At 51.6% G+C, this 18,737-nt stretch carries 19 protein-coding genes; 14 read left to right on the top strand and 5 right to left on the bottom strand.

Going from position 1 to position 18,737, the window contains the following annotated elements:
* Nucleotides 1–175: 175 nt before the first annotated feature.
* Nucleotides 176–1,924, bottom strand: coding sequence for a chloride channel protein (locus tag V5T57_RS01790; RefSeq protein ID WP_332889440.1), 1,749 nt, complete (start codon nt 1,922–1,924; stop codon nt 176–178).
* A 156-nt stretch (nt 1,925–2,080) separates the two neighbouring features.
* On the opposite strand from V5T57_RS01790, the gene V5T57_RS01785 reads away from it, so the two are divergent.
* From V5T57_RS01785 to V5T57_RS01750, 8 genes are all read left to right on the top strand, one after another.
* The gene (locus V5T57_RS01785; protein ID WP_332889439.1) at nt 2,081–2,377 is read left to right on the top strand and encodes a hypothetical protein; all 297 of its coding nucleotides are present in this window, start codon (nt 2,081–2,083) and stop codon (nt 2,375–2,377) included.
* 48 nt (nt 2,378–2,425) lie between these two features.
* Nucleotides 2,426–3,274, top strand: coding sequence for an SDR family oxidoreductase (locus tag V5T57_RS01780; RefSeq protein WP_332889438.1), 849 nt, complete (start codon nt 2,426–2,428; stop codon nt 3,272–3,274).
* Between the two features lie 92 nt (nt 3,275–3,366).
* Nucleotides 3,367–4,323 (top strand): arsenosugar biosynthesis radical SAM (seleno)protein ArsS, encoded by a 957-nt coding sequence (gene arsS, locus V5T57_RS01775; RefSeq protein ID WP_332889437.1) that lies wholly within the window; start codon nt 3,367–3,369, stop codon nt 4,321–4,323.
* Complete coding sequence (locus V5T57_RS01770; protein ID WP_332889436.1) at nt 4,323–4,460, top strand: hypothetical protein; 138 nt, start codon at nt 4,323–4,325, stop codon at nt 4,458–4,460. The genes arsS and V5T57_RS01770 overlap by 1 nt, the downstream gene beginning before the upstream one ends.
* A gap of 27 nt (nt 4,461–4,487) precedes the next feature.
* Nucleotides 4,488–4,769, top strand: coding sequence for a hypothetical protein (locus V5T57_RS01765; RefSeq protein ID WP_332889435.1), 282 nt, complete (start codon nt 4,488–4,490; stop codon nt 4,767–4,769).
* A 102-nt stretch (nt 4,770–4,871) separates the two neighbouring features.
* Nucleotides 4,872–6,299 carry a dihydrolipoyl dehydrogenase family protein gene (locus V5T57_RS01760; RefSeq protein WP_332889434.1) on the top strand — a complete coding sequence of 476 codons (1,428 nt, stop codon included), beginning with the start codon at nt 4,872–4,874 and terminating at the stop codon, nt 6,297–6,299.
* Nucleotides 6,300–6,745: 446 nt separating this feature from the next.
* Nucleotides 6,746–8,710, top strand: a complete 1,965-nt coding sequence (gene tkt / locus V5T57_RS01755; protein WP_332889433.1) for a transketolase — start codon at nt 6,746–6,748, stop codon at nt 8,708–8,710.
* Nucleotides 8,711–9,087: 377 nt separating this feature from the next.
* Complete coding sequence (locus V5T57_RS01750; protein WP_332889432.1) at nt 9,088–9,330, top strand: hypothetical protein; 243 nt, start codon at nt 9,088–9,090, stop codon at nt 9,328–9,330.
* Between the two features lie 82 nt (nt 9,331–9,412).
* Here the strand turns inward: V5T57_RS01750 and smpB are convergent, their stop codons facing one another.
* Genes smpB through dapA form a run of 4 tightly spaced genes read right to left on the bottom strand, consistent with a single transcriptional unit; the run spans nt 9,413 to nt 12,034 of the window.
* On the bottom strand, nt 9,413–9,865 hold the full coding sequence (gene smpB / locus V5T57_RS01745; protein ID WP_332889431.1) for an SsrA-binding protein SmpB: 453 nt from the start codon (nt 9,863–9,865) through the stop codon (nt 9,413–9,415).
* Between the two features lie 16 nt (nt 9,866–9,881).
* Entirely contained in the window at nt 9,882–10,727 is an 846-nt protein-coding gene (locus V5T57_RS01740; protein ID WP_332889430.1) for a c-type cytochrome, read from the bottom strand.
* A gap of 6 nt (nt 10,728–10,733) precedes the next feature.
* Nucleotides 10,734–11,150: a c-type cytochrome gene (locus V5T57_RS01735; protein ID WP_332889429.1), complete on the bottom strand. Its 417-nt coding sequence runs from the start codon at nt 11,148–11,150 to the stop codon at nt 10,734–10,736.
* Nucleotides 11,151–11,155: 5 nt separating this feature from the next.
* Nucleotides 11,156–12,034: a 4-hydroxy-tetrahydrodipicolinate synthase gene (gene dapA, locus V5T57_RS01730; RefSeq protein ID WP_332889428.1), complete on the bottom strand. Its 879-nt coding sequence runs from the start codon at nt 12,032–12,034 to the stop codon at nt 11,156–11,158.
* 343 nt (nt 12,035–12,377) lie between these two features.
* Here dapA and V5T57_RS01725 point away from each other — a divergent pair, with 343 nt between their 5' ends.
* The 6 genes from V5T57_RS01725 (at nt 12,378) to V5T57_RS01700 (ending at nt 18,591) form a co-directional block, all read left to right on the top strand.
* Nucleotides 12,378–13,094, top strand: coding sequence for a Bax inhibitor-1/YccA family protein (locus V5T57_RS01725; protein ID WP_332889427.1), 717 nt, complete (start codon nt 12,378–12,380; stop codon nt 13,092–13,094).
* A complete protein-coding gene (locus tag V5T57_RS01720) occupies nt 13,087–13,629 on the top strand; it encodes a L,D-transpeptidase family protein (RefSeq protein WP_332889426.1) in 543 nt (180 codons plus the stop codon). Before V5T57_RS01725 ends, V5T57_RS01720 begins: the two co-directional genes overlap by 8 nt.
* A 113-nt stretch (nt 13,630–13,742) precedes the next feature.
* Entirely contained in the window at nt 13,743–14,825 is a 1,083-nt protein-coding gene (locus tag V5T57_RS01715) for an AI-2E family transporter (RefSeq protein WP_332889425.1), read from the top strand.
* Nucleotides 14,822–16,036 carry an RsmB/NOP family class I SAM-dependent RNA methyltransferase gene (locus V5T57_RS01710; RefSeq protein WP_332889424.1) on the top strand — a complete coding sequence of 405 codons (1,215 nt, stop codon included), beginning with the start codon at nt 14,822–14,824 and terminating at the stop codon, nt 16,034–16,036. Before V5T57_RS01715 ends, V5T57_RS01710 begins: the two co-directional genes overlap by 4 nt.
* Before the next feature lie 16 nt (nt 16,037–16,052).
* On the top strand, nt 16,053–17,651 hold the full coding sequence (gene purH, locus V5T57_RS01705) for a bifunctional phosphoribosylaminoimidazolecarboxamide formyltransferase/IMP cyclohydrolase (protein ID WP_332889423.1): 1,599 nt from the start codon (nt 16,053–16,055) through the stop codon (nt 17,649–17,651).
* 307 nt (nt 17,652–17,958) lie between these two features.
* Entirely contained in the window at nt 17,959–18,591 is a 633-nt protein-coding gene (locus V5T57_RS01700) for an SEL1-like repeat protein (protein ID WP_332889422.1), read from the top strand.
* The last annotated feature ends 146 nt before the right edge of the window (nt 18,592–18,737 follow it).

The raw sequence follows: 18,737 nt of genomic DNA, 5'->3' as shown, positions 1-18,737 counted from the left end.
TCGACCTTGGTGGCCGTATACCCAGGGTATGAGCGTTGGATGGTTTTTTAACCAGATCTTTCATAAATGGCTGGCACAAAGGGGTTAGGCCGTGTGCCAGCCATCGTATATCCGTTTTTCATGCATCATGGGTCGAGTGTCACACCCGTTACGCAAGCCTAGAAGAGTAAACCGTTTAACGGTTATCCATCATTTCTGCTTCCCGCTCCAGCAGTGCATGGTTATAGGCTTGGATCACATCATGGTTGGTGATAATACCCAGAACCTGGGCGGTGTTATCCTCACTGACCACCGGCAACTGTTCCACGTTGCCCGAACCCATGCGGCGGAAGGCATCATATAGATTATCGCTGGGGGTGACGGTGATTAATTCTCGGGTTGCAATATCCCGCACCAAGACCAGATCTTCCAGCCCCTCTTCAAAGGCAACACCGCGGATATCCTGAAAAGAGACAATGCCTTTAAGGTCTCCTTGGTCATTGACCACCAAAAAATTCTCTTCTCGCGTTCGATGAATTTTTTCTTTGAGATCTCGAATATTCATACTGTCGGGGATCATCTCAAAGGTGCGCTTCATAATGGCGCTAACCGGTATGTGTCTGAGTAGGCCGGACTCCCGCCCCGACCATAGATCAATATTTTTTCGGCGCAGGGCCTTGGTATATACCGAGTCCCGATAGACCTGATTAATCAACAGCGTCGCCACGATAGAAGCGACCATTAAGGCCAGCATAATCCGGTAGTCACCCGTCAGTTCAAACAGAATCAAAATCGATGCAATGGGTGCCCCCAAAACAGCAGCAGCCATAGCCCCCATACCAACCAAAGTATAGGCACCGGGGCCTGCAGAAATCGCGGGGAAGAGTGCATGGGCATAGGTACCAAAAGCCCCACCCACCATAGCCCCTAAAAAGAGACTAGGGGTGAACACACCACCAGAGAAGCCGCTGCCCAGGGTAATGGAGGTCGCCATAATCTTGACAAAAACCAGCATCAACATGGTGGGGCCGATCATCTGCTCCAACAGGGCTTTGTTCATGGTGTCGTAGCCCACACCCATGATCTGAGGAAATTGCAGTGCGATCAGACCCAGAACCAAACCCCCAAACATGGGTTTGATCCAGCGGGGGGCTTTAATCTTGCCAATCACATCCTCCGTTTTAAAGAGGGTGTGCATAAACAGAATACCGGCAATACCACACACCAGCCCCAAACCCACATAAGCGGGTATTTCCCAGGCCGAGACCAGGGTGTAGTGGGGTACGATAAAGGCCGGAAAATCGCCCAGGTGCAGTCGGGCAATAACGGTGGCAATAACCGATGAAAGTACAATAGGAGAGAAGGTTGCCAAACCGTAGTCGGCTAAAATGACCTCCAACGCAAACATCACCCCAGCAATGGGGGCGTTAAACGATGCCGCAATACCCGCAGCAGCCCCACAGCCCACCATGGTACGCATATGCTTGGTCGACATACGCAGGCGGCCACCAAACCATGAAGCCAAGGTCGCACCCAGGTGTACCACAGGACCTTCCCGGCCGACCGAGCCGCCGGATCCAATAGAGAGGGAGCAGGCCAACATTTTACCCACACCATCCTTAAGATTCATTTTCGCGCCATGCAACGCGACCGAGGACATCACCTCTGGTACGCCATGCCCGCGAGAACCCGGAAAGAAAAAATGGACGAGAGGGCCAACCAGGGCACCACCAATCATGGGGGCCAGTACCACATGCCACCACTCTAGGCCAGCGACCAGCTGTCCAACATTTTCGGTACCACTTCCAAGGAAAAGGTGCTGAAATCCTTCGATAAGTGTACGAAACAAGATCGCCCCATAGCCCACCATTACGCCAATGATAATGGCGATGGCAGAGAGGATGATATGTTCGTTAACCCCAAGACGGTTGAGATAATTAAGCATTGTGCTAAAGCGATCCGGGCTGAATGCCGATAGATAGAGATAAGAAGGTCCCCGTGAGTGTAGTGTAAGCCCCGGTTCAGTCACAACCATTAAAGGGGATGCATCACCAGAAACTGCAAAAAAAACGGGTACCGTTTAAAACTGGGAGTACCAATTATGTTGATCATGCCACTGTCTAACAATCCTGCCGTTACCCATTCCCTGCTCGATCCTTCACCAGCCCAAGCGGTTGAAGAGATCAGTAAACAGGATCAAACCGCCATCTCTGCGCGTCCCCCCATGCCCATCATCACCCAAGAGGAGATGAAAATGCATCTGGACCGGCTCTTCATGGAGGAGTTGTTTAAAGAGGAGATCGAGCGGGTCACCCGTTGGGATCTGGTTCCTGAAGTGGATGACCCTATGGTGCAAGAGATCCTTAACGAGCTTCAAGGCAGTGAAGCGGTGCACTGATTCTGCTATGCTTCGGGCTTCTTTATTGATGAAAAGGAGCCTGACCCCATGTCTATGCCCCCAGCCAATCGGGCGCAGCGTCCGATCTTAATTACGGGTTGTTCCAGCGGTATTGGTGCCTGTGTGGCCCATGGCCTGAAAGATCGGGGTTATCGGGTTTTTGCCACGGCCCGTCAGGAACAGGATGTCACACGGCTGCGTGGAGAGGGCTTTGAGTCCTTTTTACTGGACCTGACCGATTCAGAGAGTATTACCGGTTCACTCCAAGCGGTGCTCAACCGTACAGAGGGTGAGCTGTATGGCCTGTTTAACAATGGTGCCTATGCCCAACCAGGTGCGGTAGAGGATCTTAGCCGTGCCTGCCTGACCGCCTCATTTGAAACCAACCTCTTTGGTTGGCATGAACTCACCACCCATGTTCTCCCCATTATGCGTGCCCAAGGTTATGGACGTATTATCCAAAACAGCTCTATCCTAGGTTTTACCGCACTGAAATACCGTGGGGCCTACAATGCGACCAAATTTGCACTGGAAGGTCTGACCGATACATTGCGCTTGGAACTACAAGGGACGGGTATCTATCTATCCTTAGTAGAGCCGGGTCCGATCCATAGTCGTATTAACGCCAATGCCTTATTGGCTTTTCAGCGATGGATTGACCATCAGGGTAGTGTGCACCGGGCCGCTTATGATGCCCAACTGCCCCGCTTGCAAGATGCCCAGCATGTACCCTTTAAGCTGCCGCCTGAAGCGGTGTTGAAGCGGGTTATCCACGCCCTGGAGAGTGATCGACCCAAGCGGCGTTATCCGGTGACAACCCCCACCTATTTGTTTGCTGCTTTGCAGCGGGTCTTGCCAACTGCGATCTTGGATTGGATCCAGATTAAGGTCTCTTAGAAAAAATTTTGTAAGAATCATCCGCTATATCCGACTAAGTATCCATCACCGGTAGGGTTGATGATGTCGATTGAACAGAAAGTAATCATGGTATGAATGTTTTCTCCACGGTATTGAAACAGCACACCGGTACACCAACCATGGATGTCGCCTCGCTGGACCTGATCCAGGTAAATGTGGGGTTGACCTGTAACCTGCAATGTAGCCATTGCCATGTTGGAGCAGCCCCCAACCGTAAAGAGCAGATGGATTGGACGGTGATGCAGCATGTTTTGGCGCTGGTTGAACAGTCCAACTGCACGCAAGTGGATATCACCGGTGGTGCCCCGGAGATGAATAGCCATATCCAGCCTTTTATCAAAGCGCTGCGTGCCCGGGATGTGGCAGTTCAGTTGCGCACCAATTTGGTGATTCATAATGAACCCCAGTGGCAAGATCTGGCCCCTTGGTTACAAGAGCAAGGGGTTGATCTGGTAGGCTCCATGCCCTGTTATCTGGAGGAGAATGTAGACCGCCAACGGGGTGAAGGGGTGTACCAGGGGGCCATTACCGCCTTGAAGCGACTCAATGGTCTTGGTTATGGGGTCGAGGGGGGCAGTACGCTGAATTTGGTCTACAACCCCGGTGGTCCTTTTCTTCCCCCAGCTCAGTGCCAGTTGGAGCAAGATTACAAAAAACAGCTGTGGGATCGTTTTGGTATTCGCTTTAGCAACCTGCTTACCATTACCAATATGCCCATTGGTCGTTTCCGTGCAGATCTGCGTCGGGAAGGTAAGGAAGAGGCTTATTGGGGGCTGCTGCGGGAGTCCTTTAATCCCTCGACTGTCGAGGGGTTAATGTGCCGCCATCAGGTGAGTGTACGGTGGGATGGAACTCTGTTTGACTGTGACTTCAATCTAGCGCTCAACATGCCGGTTAATCTACCTGGGAGCCAGCAGATAGGGGGAGTAACGGTGGAGGATCTGCTTAAACGACGGGTGGTGATTGCCGAACACTGTTTGGGGTGCACAGCCGGTAGTGGTTCATCCTGTGGGGGGGCACTGGCCTAATGGATGCGATGGGTTTTATCAAAGTAGCCTTTGCCGTACTCAGTGGTATTGCCCTGTTGGTTTTTGTGGTGGGGCTGGTGTGGATGCAGTTCCGTAAATATCGAGCCATGGTCAAACATCGGCAATCGAATCAATAATTCTTTGAATATCTGAGAGTCGCGGCTATGTGGTTTTTTGGCTTTATCATCACCGGTATGGTGGGTTTGCTGGTCCTTGGTCTGGTGATGAAAAAAAGAATGGCATCTTCAGAACAGACCAAGCAAACAGGTGGTTCAGCTGATCGTCGTGATCAGGATGATGATCGGTTTGAGCATGATCTTGAGGATGCTGTCGAGGATGATTTTGAGGATGAATCAGCGCAAGAAGAGAGCAGCGGCAGCGATGCAGACCATAGTGAGGATAGCGGCAGCGGGGATGATGCCAGTGGTGGTGGTGAGACACATTAATATAGAACTGGGCTGATAAAGTCTGGCTCTTTTTGGATGGTTCTAACCTTTCATGGAGGTGTCGGATCATCCTCAGGCTCAAGTAAGGTCAGGAGACTATTCATGGCACGTTATCCGTATGATATCTGTGTGATTGGTGCAGGGTCTGGGGGGTTGTCGGTTGCGGCTGGGGCTGCTCAGATGGGTGCCAATGTTCTCCTGATCGAAAAAGGCAAGATGGGGGGGGATTGCCTGAACACCGGGTGTGTTCCTTCCAAATCCCTGCTGGCTGCAGCCCATGCGGCCCAGGCCATACGTACCGCCGATCAATTTGGGATCTGTACCACGCCACCTGAGGTGGATATGCACAAGGTACATGCCCATATTCATGGTGTTATTGGCGCCATTGAACCCCATGACTCCCAAGAACGATTTGAAGGTTTAGGTTGCACGGTTATTCGGGATGCCGCCCGCTTTGTGGATGCCCACACCGTTGAAGCCGGTGGACAGCATATGTCCGCCAAACGTTTTGTGATTGCCACCGGTAGCTCTCCAGCGATTCCACCTATTGAAGGCATAGAGGATGTGCCTTACTTCACCAATGAGTCGATTTTTGATAACGACCAACCTTTACCCCACTTGCTGGTTATTGGCGGGGGGCCCATTGGTCTAGAGATGGCCCAGGCCTATGCCCGCCTGGGTTCACACGTCACGGTTTTAGTGCGTTCCAAGTTACTACCCAAAGATGATCCAGAGCTGGCAGCCGTTGTGCAGCAGTGTCTAGAAACTGAAGGCATAACTCTACATATCGGCTTGGATTTTCATAAAGTGGTACGAGTGGGGGAGGGGTTAACCCTGACCGCGACGAAAAAGGAGACGGGGGAAAACCTGACCATTGAGGCCTCTCATCTCTTGGTTGCTGCGGGCCGTACCCCAAATGTTAATGGGTTGAATTTGGCGGCGGCTGGGGTGGATTTTAGTCTCCAGGGTATTCCCGTAGATCACCGTTTACGCAGCTCCCAAAAACATATCTTTGCCATTGGGGATGTGGTCGGCCCGTATCAGTTTACCCATATGGCGGGGTACCATGCGGGTATCGTAATCCGTAATATCCTGTTCCGTCTGCCCGCCAAGGTCAATTATGCGGCGGTACCCTGGGTGACCTATACCGATCCTGAACTGGCTTGGGTGGGGTTGAGTGAGGCCAAAGCCAAGGCACGGGGGGTGTGGACGCAAACTTTGAACAAACCGATGCAGGAGAATGATCGTGCCCGTGCGGAGGGAGAGCGTGCCGGTATGATCAAGGTGGTGTTGGGTAAAAAAGGGTTAATCTTAGGTGCAGGTATTGTAGGCCGGGGGGCCGGGGAGCTGTTGGCACCCTGGATCTTTGCCATACAAAAAGGGTGGAAAATTGGTGCGATGACGGCACCTATCATTCCCTATCCCACCCGTTCGGAAATTCATAAGGGGGTGGCCGGTCAATATTTCACCCCGACGCTGTATGGTGAAAAAACCCGGCGTATTGTGCGTTGGCTGCTGAAATTGGGCTAGTTGTCAGATGCTTTTTTCCGCGCATTAAGGCAAAAAAAGTCTGCAGGGGCAAAGATCGCCAGAGATCGATGAGGGTGATCTCTTCTATTCACACCGCCAGGTTTGGGTTGGGGTATTTAGCCGGGATAGCCTATTCGCCATCCGGTTATGGGGCATATGGATCCGCGAATCACATCTTCCGACAATCTCTTGAAATCCCATGGGTTTCAAGATCCTCTGTTGATCAGAATGTAACGCTTGTAATTTTCACGTTTTTATTGCTTAATAAGGCCTCCCGGAAACCAGCCCATAAGGGACTTTAAACCGCATGCTGCATCACCGAGATTACCTCGCACGCTGCATGAGTCTCAACGCTTGTCCCCAAGCGAAAAATTGCCCGTGGGCTCAATCCAAACTTGCCATGGCACCTTGCCATTCCCCAATACCAAACGACGGAACTACGCACCATGAGCTCGTCTGATCTGGATCGTCTCTGTATTAATACCATCCGTATGCTGGCGGTGGACGCCATCGAAGCAGCCAACTCTGGCCATCCTGGTCTGCCCTTGGGGGCGGCACCTATGGCTTATGTGCTGTGGTCCCGCATCATGCGTCATAACCCTAAAAATCCCAACTGGGCCGATAGAGATCGCTTTATTCTCTCTGCGGGCCATGGTTCGGCACTGCTCTACGCACTGCTGCATACCAGTGGCTATGATCTTAGCCTTGAGGATGTTAAAAAATTCCGTCAATACGGCAGCAAAACCCCTGGCCATCCTGAATATGGCCACACCGATGGGGTTGAGTGCACCACGGGTCCTTTGGGCCAGGGGTTTGCCATGGGTGTAGGTATGGCCCTGGCTGAGCGCCGTTTGGCACAAGAGATCAACCGTGCTGAGTTCCACCCCATGGTAGATCACTTCACCTACGGTATTGTGGGTGATGGTGACCTGATGGAGGGGATCTCGTATGAAGCAGCCGCTCTGGCGGGCAACCAATGCCTGGGTAAGCTGATCTATCTGTATGATGATAACGGCATCTCAATTGAAGGCAGCACCGAGATCGCCTTTACTGAAGATGTGACCAAGCGCTTTGAAGCTGCAGAGTGGCAAGTGCTGAGCGTTGAGGATGGTGAAGATCTGGATGCCATTGAGGCGGCCATTCTACAAGCCCAGCAGGAAGAGGAACGTCCCTCACTGATCCGTGTGAAGACCGTCATTGGTCGTGGTAGCCCCAAAGAGGGCACCGCCTCTACCCATGGCTCCCCGGTTAAAGGGGATGATATGGCGGCCACCCGTCAAGCCTATGCATGGCCTGAAGCACGCTTCCATATCCCTGCTGAAACCGCCACCATGTTTGAGCAAATGATCAAGCGTGGGGCTGATGCAGAAGCGGAGTGGCAGGCAACCCGTGAGATTTATGCAGGGCGCTTCCCCGAAGAGACGGCGACGATGCTGGCCCGCCTGAATGGCGAACTGCCTGAGGGTTGGGATACAAGCCTGAATGCCATTGAGTTTGGAGATAAAGCGGCAACCCGTGCATCATCCGGTCAGTGCCTCAATGCTTTGGCGGAAGATATGCCTGGCCTGTTGGGGGGCTCGGCAGATTTGGGTCCATCTAACAACACCACTTTAAAAGAACATGCGGATCGTACGCTACACTTTGGGGTGCGTGAACATGCCATGGCTGCTGTTCTGAATGGTCTGGCCCTGCATGGTGGCTTCCAGCCCTATGGTGGTACCTTCCTGGTCTTCTCCGACTACCTGCGTGGTGCCATTCGTCTCTCTGCCTTAATGAATGTACCGGTCACCTATGTCTTGACCCATGACAGCATTGGCGTGGGTGAAGATGGTCCTACCCACCAGCCTGTTGAGCATGTGGCAAGCTTGCGTGCCATGCCCGGTCTGTATGTCTTCCGCCCTTGTGATGGGGAAGAGACCCGTGCGGCTTGGCACTGGACATTGGCCAACAAAGCCCCAAGTTGCATGGTGCTGACCCGTCAGGGTCTGCCCAATCTAGGTACAGATGGGGTTATGGAAGGGGTTGCCCGTGGTGGATATGTCAAAGTGGATTGTGAAGGCACCCCAGATATCATTCTGATGGGTAGTGGTAGTGAAGTCTCATTAACAACAGAGGCTGCCGCACAGCTCAGCGCCAAAGGTCACAAGGTTCGTGTGGTCTCTATGCCTTGCCTTGAGCGTTATGATGCCCAAGATGCGGCCTATAAAGAGTCGGTACTGCCGGCTGAAGTGGCCACCCGTTTGGCGGTGGAGGCTGGCTCTCCCATGGGTTGGCATAAGTATGTGGGTCTGGAAGGGGATGTCATCGCAATGGAAGGCTTTGGTGCTTCTGGCCCCGGCGGTGAGTTGATGGAAGCCTTTGGATTTACCACGGCCAATGTGGTGGCCCAAGCTGAAGAGTTACTCGGTTAAGTTCCCCGCCGATCACAAGGTATTAAAAAAGGGCAGGTCCGTATGGACCTGCCCTTTTTTGTGGGTTTATGCAGGGCTGACATGCCTTAAACGGGCCCCGTTTAGAATAAAAGAGAGAGGCCATGAAAGCTTTGGGGTTTGAATGTGGATCGTGTATGCATTTTTTTAATCCAATAGCTCCACGGTACCCCCGCGCCATTTTTTAGAGGGTGATGATCCTCTTTTGGATCGCAAGGGTGATGGGTGCAGCATGATCTATATGGCTGATGCCATATTTATCATTTGAAATTATGACCATAATCTTATACAGTGATGCGCATACTTTTGTTACACAGCGTTATTTTGCCTGACACTTTTAAAAATTCAATAGGTTAACAATGAAATATGCCATTCTGTTCTGTATGAGTGCAGCAATTGTGTTTACCTTAGCTGCGATTAAACCTGCATCCAGTCATAATTCTGCCAAACCTGTGATGGATATGCCCCGACCTGCGAAAATCGATCCTCACTATGATCTGACCATGCCTCAAGCCCTACAATCTGTTCGTCATCATCAAGTCTCAACGGTGCGTGGGCTCTATGCTGAGTTTCTATCCCAAAAGAAGCTGGCGGCACCATAAATAAAAAAGGTACCTAGAACAGGTACCTTTTTAAAAGAGACGTATGGATTAAGCTGTGTATGGGTTAAAAAAACTACACCCCTTAGCCATTATTTTTAAGTAGTCGCTGCTTTTCACGCTGCCAGTCACGCTCTTTATTGGTCGCCCGTTTGTCATAGAGCTTCTTACCCTTGGCAATACCCAGCTCCAGTTTGACTTTGCTGCCCTTCCAGTAGGCACGTAGTGGAATGATGGAGAGGCCTTTTTCCTGAATAAAGCCGATCAGGCGTGCAATCTCTTTGGCTTTAAGCAGCAGTTTCCGTGAGCGGAAGGGTTCATGGTTATGAATATTGCCATGGTCGTAATGGGCAATTTGACCATTTAACCAAAAGATCTCTTCACCATGGACGACGGCGTAGGAGTCAGCCAGGGTCATTTTACCGGCCCGTATGGATTTGACTTCGGTCCCTTGAAGCACAACGCCTGCTTCAATCTTATCGATAATCTCATAGTTAAAACGGGCTTTGCGGTTTTCCGCAATCATTCGGAAGGACATCGGTTTTCCTACAATTTTAGGGCAAACGTTTCAAGTGGCCAATCAAGGCGGCCCGTTTGTAATCATCCCTGACACCGCGAAAGAGCATGCGTGTTCCGGGAATCTGTGACTGAGGGGCATGCAGGTAGCGGTATAGGTTGGCTTCATCCCAAATCTTGGGGTTTTCTGTTTGCTCCATCCAGCGGCGGAAGCCGGGGGAGTAACAAAAGCCTTTAACCTGACCGACATCACGTCCAACCACACCGCGTAGTGGTGGGCCGACCAAAACTCTCTTTTTATGGCTAAGATCATGGCAAGCTTTGCACTTTTCAGCCTCTTTAGCCCCCGCTTGTCGCCAAGTTTTGGCATTATCCCCACGCATACGATTTAGGGTTGTTGCCACCTGTTTATAGTTATCTGGCGCTGTTAATTGTGGCTCATTAGGCTCAGGATGGCGCAGGCTTTTTAAAAAGGAGATCAGCAACCGTCGCTGCTCAGGATCGGCAATCGGCGCAAAATCTTTACGGGTGCCCGGCATAAACCGTTTGGGATCGGTCAAAAAGCGGTCAAGGTTGGCCTCATTCCAGACCAAACAACGTTTGGCCAGATCGGAATACCCAGTGGAGTATGGGTAGAGAGAGCGGCCTGCCATGGCATCGACAATACCCCATAATGGGGGACCTTTTTTGGTGACGGTGCGTTGGGGGGTTAAGTCATGACAGGGCTGGCACTGGCGGGCCAATTCACGACCCCGGTTGGCATAATCTGGTCCACTCTCTATCATGGGGCCGGTGGGGCGTTTAAGCATGCTAAAGGAGGCCAAAATCAACACACAGGCCACTACCACCGCCAGTACGGTGAGCATATCTTTATCCAGCTTCACGACCGCTTAATTCCGCAGGGTAAAGAGATAGTCAACCGCCTTCATGCGTTTCTCTTCATCAATAATACCGGTAAAAGCCATACGGCTACCTGGGGCAAACTGTCTGGGATCTTCCAAGTAGCGCTCCAGGGTACGGCGGTCCCAAATTTTACCGTTGTTACCCATGGAAGCCAATGTTTCCGAGTAGCCATTAAACCCGGTATAGGAACCAATGGAGCGGTTGCCAATATCCCAAAGGGGCGGGCCAATACGCCCTGTGCTCAGTTTATCGGCGCTCAGGTCATGGCACACTTTGCAGGTGCGTAGGCTCTCTGGCTCCATTTCAGCATCAGCAATAGCGGCATCCCGGTTGGCGGTAAACACCACCGTAACCATGGCGATCAGTAAAATTGAACGTGCCCCCCACGCTGGTTTGCGGCTCATGGCCGTTATCCCTCCACCAAATTCAGTTGTACCATGGCTGCTCTCAGCTTGGCTTCATTGTCTGGCGTCATGGGTGTCATGGGTAGGCGCAGCTCATTACGGCACAGACCCATCATCGCAGCCCCAGCTTTAACAGGGATTGGGCTGGTTTCACAGAACAGCAGGCCGTTCATATCCAGCAATGCCTCATGAACATCACGGGCCTCTTTAACCTGACCATTTTGCCATAGATCCCATAGATCTCGCATCTTACGGGGGGCCAGGTTGGTGATAACGGAGATCACACCACCCCCGCCGACACTGAGAAAGGAGAGGAAGGATGCATCATCACCCGAGATCAGCGTCATATGTTCACCACACGCTTTGTGGATCTGTGAGGCACGCTCCATATCAGCGGTGGCTTCTTTAATGGCCACAATATTCTCAACTTTGGCCAGCTCAATCACAGTAGCCGCTGTCATATCCACCGCCGTGCGTCCGGGCACATTGTAAAGCACGATGGGCAGCTTGGTACTGTTGGCCACGGTTGTGTAGTGGGCAATGAGACCAGCTTGAGTAGGCTTATTATAGTAGGGGGTGATTAAAAGCGCCCCATCTGCACCCACCTGTTCGGCATACTGGGTCAGCTCTGTTGACTCCTGGGTACAGTTTGAACCGGTACCAGCCAGCACTTTGACGCGCCCTTTGGCCAGCTCAACCACCGTGCGGATCACCTCTTTGTGTTCCTCGTGGGACATGGTTGCCGATTCCCCTGTGGTACCACAGGGAACCAGACCATGCACACCACCGTTGATCTGCTGCTCCACCAGCTTCGCCAGTGCGTCATGGTCGATGGCGCGATCCTTAAACGGTGTGATCAGTGCGGTATAGACACCCTTGAACATTCCATTACCCCGATGCTTGAATTCTTAATAATCTGTGGTTTTCTTGGATTAAGGGGAAACCAAACCCTCTTCAATCCCGTCAAATAGGCATCGGACTAAATTAGCCTGAACCGAACTCCTTTTCAAGATCGCCACACAGATATATAGGCACAGGCCTGAAAAAAAGCGATGAAATCGTCATTTATAGGTGCCTAAATCCGGGCTTAGGCTTGAAAAAAGTTGGGACATAGCTTACTTCATATGTAGTTCGGTGTGGGAATTGCTTTATTCCCCTGGATAAAGGCACTAGTATGAATGCCTTCATTTGTTGATCAAACAACAGCACATAACTCGGAGGATTTCCGTGAGTCAATTTTCGCGTTTTCAACCCCGTTCACAAGCTCGTGCGGCTGCTATGCCTCAAGAGAATCCGTTTGCCGGTACAGGTGCGGCTACGGGCGCCAGCGTCAGCTATCTACAGCAAGTTTACGCCTTTTTAGCTGCGGGTATGTTTTTGGCCGTGGTTGCAGGCTATGTAGGTATGACCTCTGAAGTTGCCTATATGATGCGTGGTAACATCCTGATCTCTCTGGGCGCACTGTTGGGTACCATGATATTGGTTTCTTGGAAACCCAGTGCACCCACGCTGTTCCTGATGACCGGTACCTGGGGCTTTATGGGTGGTCCTGTGATCGCCATGTATGTTAATGCCGGTGCCTCCCACATTGTGGGTCAGGCTGCTTTTATGACCGGTGCCATCTTTACCGCCATGACTTTCTATGCCATGACCACCAAGCGTGACTTCTCCTTCATGGGTGGCATGCTCATGGCTGGCTTTGTGGTGATTTTGGTGGGCGGCCTGCTCAACTTCTTCATCTTTGAATCTCCAGCGGTAACCTTTGCTCTCTCTGCCGTAGGTGCGCTGATTATGACCGGTTTCTTGCTCTATGAAACCCAGATGATTAAGCAAAACCCTGGTATCATGCACCCTGCTGCGGCGGCGGCTTCGCTGTTTGCTACCATCTACAACCTGTTCATGATGTTGCTACAGCTGTTGGGTATTATGAACTCGGATGACTGATACAGATCCGCTTACATTGGGATTAGCCACCCTGGACCAGCATGGTTGGTCTGGGGGGCGTCCCGCGCTTTATCTCCATGGCCCCAGTCAACGGTTAATTGCCTTCAACGGTGATCGATCGTTACTGGGGCTTTGGTCTATCTCCACGGGGCTCAATGGCTTTGGCAATGCTGAAGGCAGCGGTCAAACCCCCATTGGCCTGCATACATTGGGGGATTGTTTGGGTGAAGGCCAACCCCTGGGTATGTGCTTTGTGGGCCGTCAACCCACTGGTGAGATTGTAGAGACCACAACAGATGTGCAGCAGGATTACATCACCACCCGTATTATCCGCCTAAACGGGGCTGTTCCAGGCTTTAACCAGGGTGAAGGGGTGGATAGCTACCAGCGCTATATCTATATTCACGGTACGCCTCATCTGGATAATTTGGGTCAACCCGTCTCTCATGGATGTGTTAGGATGCATTCGGCTGACCTGCTGACGCTGTTTGCCCAGGTAAAACCGGGTGATTTGATGTATATTGATCCGGTTTAAGGGTGCTGCTGGTCACATAGTGGTGGGGTTGGGGCTGTAGAGACCCCGTTTTTCGTCTTACCAGGATGGGGATAGAGACTTAATCCTTATCTGAACCGTATTGATCCTAATTCATGAACTTTATCAATCGTCAAAAAGAGCGTTTACGCCATCCTCAGGTGGTGGGGTTGTTAGCTGCCCTGCTGATGGTGGTGTTGGTTCTCTATTTTTTGGGTGCTGCACTGGCCCCGGTGATCACCGCACTGTTTATCGCTTATTTGCTGGATAGCCTGGTGACCCCGCTGGTACAGATCCATATGCCGCGTACGCTGGCAACGTTTCTGGTCTTCTCCCTGTTTATCCTGGCCATGGCCCTATTGACCTTGGGTCTGGTGCCTATTATTGGTCAGCAGGTGACGGAGCTTATTCAGGAAATGCCGCGGATTACCCAGGTGTTGAAGGAGCAGATCCGCAGTTTAATTGAGACCTATTCAGGTGTGATTAATCCTGCATTGGTTGAAGATCTGTTGGTGGATCTGATGAATAAGGCCAAAGAGGCCTCGACCCAGTCTTTGGGTTTAGTGGGACATGTCAGCCAAGGCTTGATCACCACTGGTGTTTATCTGTTTTTAGTACCTTTTTTGGTCTTCTTTTTTCTGTTGGATAAAGCAGATCTGCGTAAAAGCTACTGTACGTTTTTGCCCGATGAGCAAAATTTATTGGAGCAGGTGGTGCGAGAGGCCAACGCGGGATTGGGGGGTTACATCCGCGGTAAGTTTTGGGAGATGATGCTGATCGGCTCTTTGGCCTTCTTTGTCTTTACCCTGATGGAATTTCGCTACGCGCTCATTATGGGTGTGTTAACCGGTATGTCGGTTTTGATCCCTTTTGTGGGGGTTGCCGTAGTGGCCTTGCCGGTGGCGGTACTGGGTATGACCCAGTGGGGCTTTGGGATGGATGGCATGAAACCCCTGTTTGCCTATGCCATTATTCAAATAGTGGATGCCAACTTAGTGGCCCCATTGATTTTGGGAGAGTCTGCAAAAATTCACCCCACCACCTTCATCATAGCTGTGTTGGTGTTTGGTTCCTTATGGGGATTGTTGGGGGTCTTTTTTGCTGTACCGTTGGCGGTTTTGGCCCGTAGTATCTATCAAGCTATTGCCAGTATTGAGGTCAATGGAACCAGGGGTGATGAGGCGCCTAAACAGGCATGAGTAAGCCGACATCCCACACCCAATTGGTTGCGGAACTGGCTGAAGAGATTTTGAATCACCCAGGACGTGCGGTTGATGGTATACTCCGGCGCAGCTTTAAAGCACGCCCCCATATGGGTAGTGGAGATCGCCGACGGGTTGGAGATCGCCTTTATCTCCTTTTACGGCATCTTCGGCGCTTAAACTGGGTGCAGAGCCATAGCGCTTACCTGCCTTTATGCGAAGTAGAGGCCTTGTTGCCGTTGGTTCAACGGGCTGAAGCATGGCTGGTAGAGGGTATTCCCCCACGGGGTGAAGAGGAACAGGATGCCGTTTATTACAGTATGCCAGACTGGTTATGGGCACACTGGTGTGAAGAGTTTGGTGAAGCTTCTGCCCAGGCTTTAGGGGACTCTTTATTGGAGCAAGCACCGGTTGATTTGCGTATCAACCTACTGCGGGACAGCCGTGAAGGTGTGGCCGATAAGCTGGCAGAAAGCGGTATAGAAAGCACCCCGCTTAGCTTAAGTGACACGGGATTGCGGTTGACGAAACGGCATACTTTGCGGGATCATCCCGTTTTTTCAGCCGGTCTGGCTGAGATCCAGGATGGTGGCAGTCAATGCATTGCACCCCTGATCCACCCACTGCCTGGTGACACCGTGGTAGATTTTTGCGCCGGTGGTGGGGGTAAAACACTGCATTTAGCTGCGTTGATGCAGAATAAAGGACATATTCTGGCCCTGGATACCGAAGGTCACCGGCTCAAGCGGTTGGGCCCACGGCTCAAGCGGCATGGTGTGAAGATGGTACAGAGCCACACCATACGCCATGAACGTGATCCTTGGCTTAGCCGCTGGCATGGTAAAGCGGATGGTGTCTTGGTGGATGCCCCGTGTAGTGGGAGTGGCACGTTACGGCGCCACCCCGAGATTAAATGGCGGTTAGAGCCCTCTCAAATGGGTTCACTGGCCATGCAGCAGGTTGCACTGTTGGATGCTGCTGCCCTACTGGTTAAGCAGGGAGGGCGGTTGGTTTATGCCACGTGCTCTATACTGCGCCAGGAAAATGAAGAGGTTGTTGAAGCGTTTTTAAGGACCAACCCTAAATTCCGTTTACAGGAAGTCCAGGGCTTGGGTGAGACACAGGATGCGGTGACCCCTTATATGAAGGTGCTGCCGCAACAGGCCAATACCGACGGTTTTTTTAGTGCCGTCATGATACGTACGTAGCTGGAGTAGAAGCCCCATGGCTAAGATTAAGCGCGCCCTTGTCAGCGTTTCGGATAAAACCGGTCTGGTTCCTTTTTGTCAGGGACTGGCGGAGCATGGGGTGAGCTTTCTCTCCACTGGTGGTACCGCCCGTCTGCTGCGTGAGAGTGGCCTGGATGTCATGGATGTGTCCGAGTTTACAGGGCATCCTGAAATGCTGGATGGTCGGGTCAAAACCCTGCATCCCAAGGTACATGGTGGTCTGCTGGGTCTGCGGGACAATGCCGATCATCAAAAGCAGATGGCCGATCATCACATTGAAGCCATCGATATGGTGGTAGTCAACCTGTATCCCTTTGAGGCAACCGTCGCCAAAGAGGATTGCTCCTTGGAAGATGCCATCGAGAATATCGACATTGGTGGCCCCTCCATGCTGCGTAGCGCAGCCAAAAACTACCGTTCCGTAACGGTGGTGACCGACCCTGACGACTATAGCCGTGTGCTGGACAGCATGAAGGCCCATGAAGGTAGCTGTGAAGCAGCCCTTAATGCAGAGCTGGCCCGTAAGGTCTATGCCCGTACGGCTGCCTATGATGCCGCCATTTCCAACTGGCTCTCTTCTTTGGATGGTGATGGTCGGCCCAATGAATTTCCTGAGACCTACACGGTTCAGTTCAAAAAAGTTCAGGGTATGCGCTATGGGGAAAACCCCCATCAAAATGCAGCCTTTTATTCTGAAACACCCCCCAGTGAAGAGGCTTCTCTGGCCACAGCCACACAGTTACAGGGTAAAGAGCTCTCCTTTAACAACATCCATGATGCCAATGGTGCCTTGGAGTTGGTTAAAGAGTACAACAAGCCAGCTGCTATTGTGGTTAAGCATGCCAACCCTTGCGGTGCGGCTGTGCATGATAGCGATCTGCTTGCTGCCTATCGTCAAGCACGGGATACCGACCCCGTTTCCGCTTTTGGCGGCATCATTGCCCTAAACCGGACGGTAGATGCGGCGTTGGCAAAAGAGATCACACAGATGTTTGTTGAAGTGATCATTGCGCCGGAATATGACGATACCGCCCGTGAAATTTTTGCGGCCAAGAAGAACTTGCGTCTATTGCAGGTGCCCAACATTGGGGTGCCTACAGCCGTTACCCCCTTGGATCTTAAGCGGGTTACCGGTGGTTTGCTGCTGCAAGACCGCGATTTAAAAGAGCTGCCCGATGGCTCTTTGAAAGTGGTCACCGAGCGGGCACCTTCCGAAGCTGAGTTGCGTGATCTGCTGTTTGCTTGGAAAGTGGTTAAGCATGTGAAGTCTAATGCCATTGTGTATGCAAAAGATGAGCGCACCTTGGGTGTGGGCGCTGGTCAGATGAGTCGTGTAGATGCCTCTCGCATCGCGGTATGGAAGGCTCAGGATACCGCACATAATGCTGGTGTGCGTGAGAACCCACTACTGGGTGCGGCCATGGCCTCTGATGCATTCTTCCCCTTCCGTGATGGTGTGGATGCCGCCGCTAAAGCGGGTGCTAAAGCCGTTATCCAACCTGGTGGCTCGGTACGGGATGAAGAGGTAATCGCTGCTGCGAATGAGCATGGTATGGCCATGGTCTTCACCGGTATGCGTCACTTTAAGCACTAAGTCGTATCCACAGAGAGCAAAGTAGTTAAAAGGCTGGCCTCCTATGAGGCCAGCCTTTTTTATAAAGTGGCGTTGCCTGTATGTGTTGTTTTACGAAAAGGCTAAGTACAGCATCGCTTTGCATGAAGGATCTTTTTTGTAATGGTAATGTGCATGTTTAAGGCGGGATCTGCGGGTGTGAACCGTTGGGTTTTAGCCACCAAAATTTGAAATTGTTTGCAATCACTGCTTTTGAATTGACCTAGCCCCCTTGCTTCATGGACAGTAGGGGCGCTTTAAGCTCCCCACCTTCCATGGAGTTCCTATTATGCACCGTATATCTGTATGGCTGGTTTTGTTGGCTGTCAGTATGATCAGTATATCGGCCCAGGCTGGCAACCGTGCGGAGTATTTGGCGTGGCGTACTGATGTTGAACAGGAAGAGCTGTTGCCACGTATGGCAAGAGAGGGGCACCTCCATGCCATGATCGCCATGGGGAACTGTCTGCTAACCGGTCAGGATGGATCGCAGGTTTGCCAATTTCCTTCCATAACCACCGGTTTTAAATATTGGGAACGGGCTGTCATGAGTGGTCATCATAATTGGTTGGCCAACGATTTACTGGAAATGTTACTCCGGGGTCCGGCGAGCAATCGATCTGGTTGGCAGCAGGATTGGAATGGGATCTGCCGTGTTGCCCAGTATGTGCGTACCCATAAACAGCTTGCCACGTTAGGGTCCGTCCAGCGTTCAGGGGTGGGGCTGTGCTATCTCTCAGATTATGCCTTGCCCCGTAAGGATCTAACCTTTGGGTTGGATATTCTAAAAGCTGAGGCCAACCGGGGTATGAAAGATGCGGCGGTTATTTTGGCCGATATCTATGAGCAGGGGCTGTACGGTGTTTCACAACATCTCCCAAAAGCTCGGGTATGGCGTGCCCGGTCCCGTAAGATGAAATAGGGATTTAAGGACCTTTTGCAGGTGTTCGTGGGGTTGTTCATAAAGCCATATAATCCCCTTTTAAAAAGATTTTCGAATTGACATTCGAATGAAAGCCCAAAGAAAAAGAGATACCTCTGTAACTCTTCGTGATATTGGTGTGAAAT

The organism is Magnetococcus sp. PR-3 (genome assembly GCF_036689865.1).
Classification (GTDB): Bacteria; Pseudomonadota; Magnetococcia; order Magnetococcales; family Magnetococcaceae; genus Magnetococcus.
Note: the sequence above shows the minus strand (reverse complement) of the source record. Positions and strands in the feature narration are given on the sequence as shown.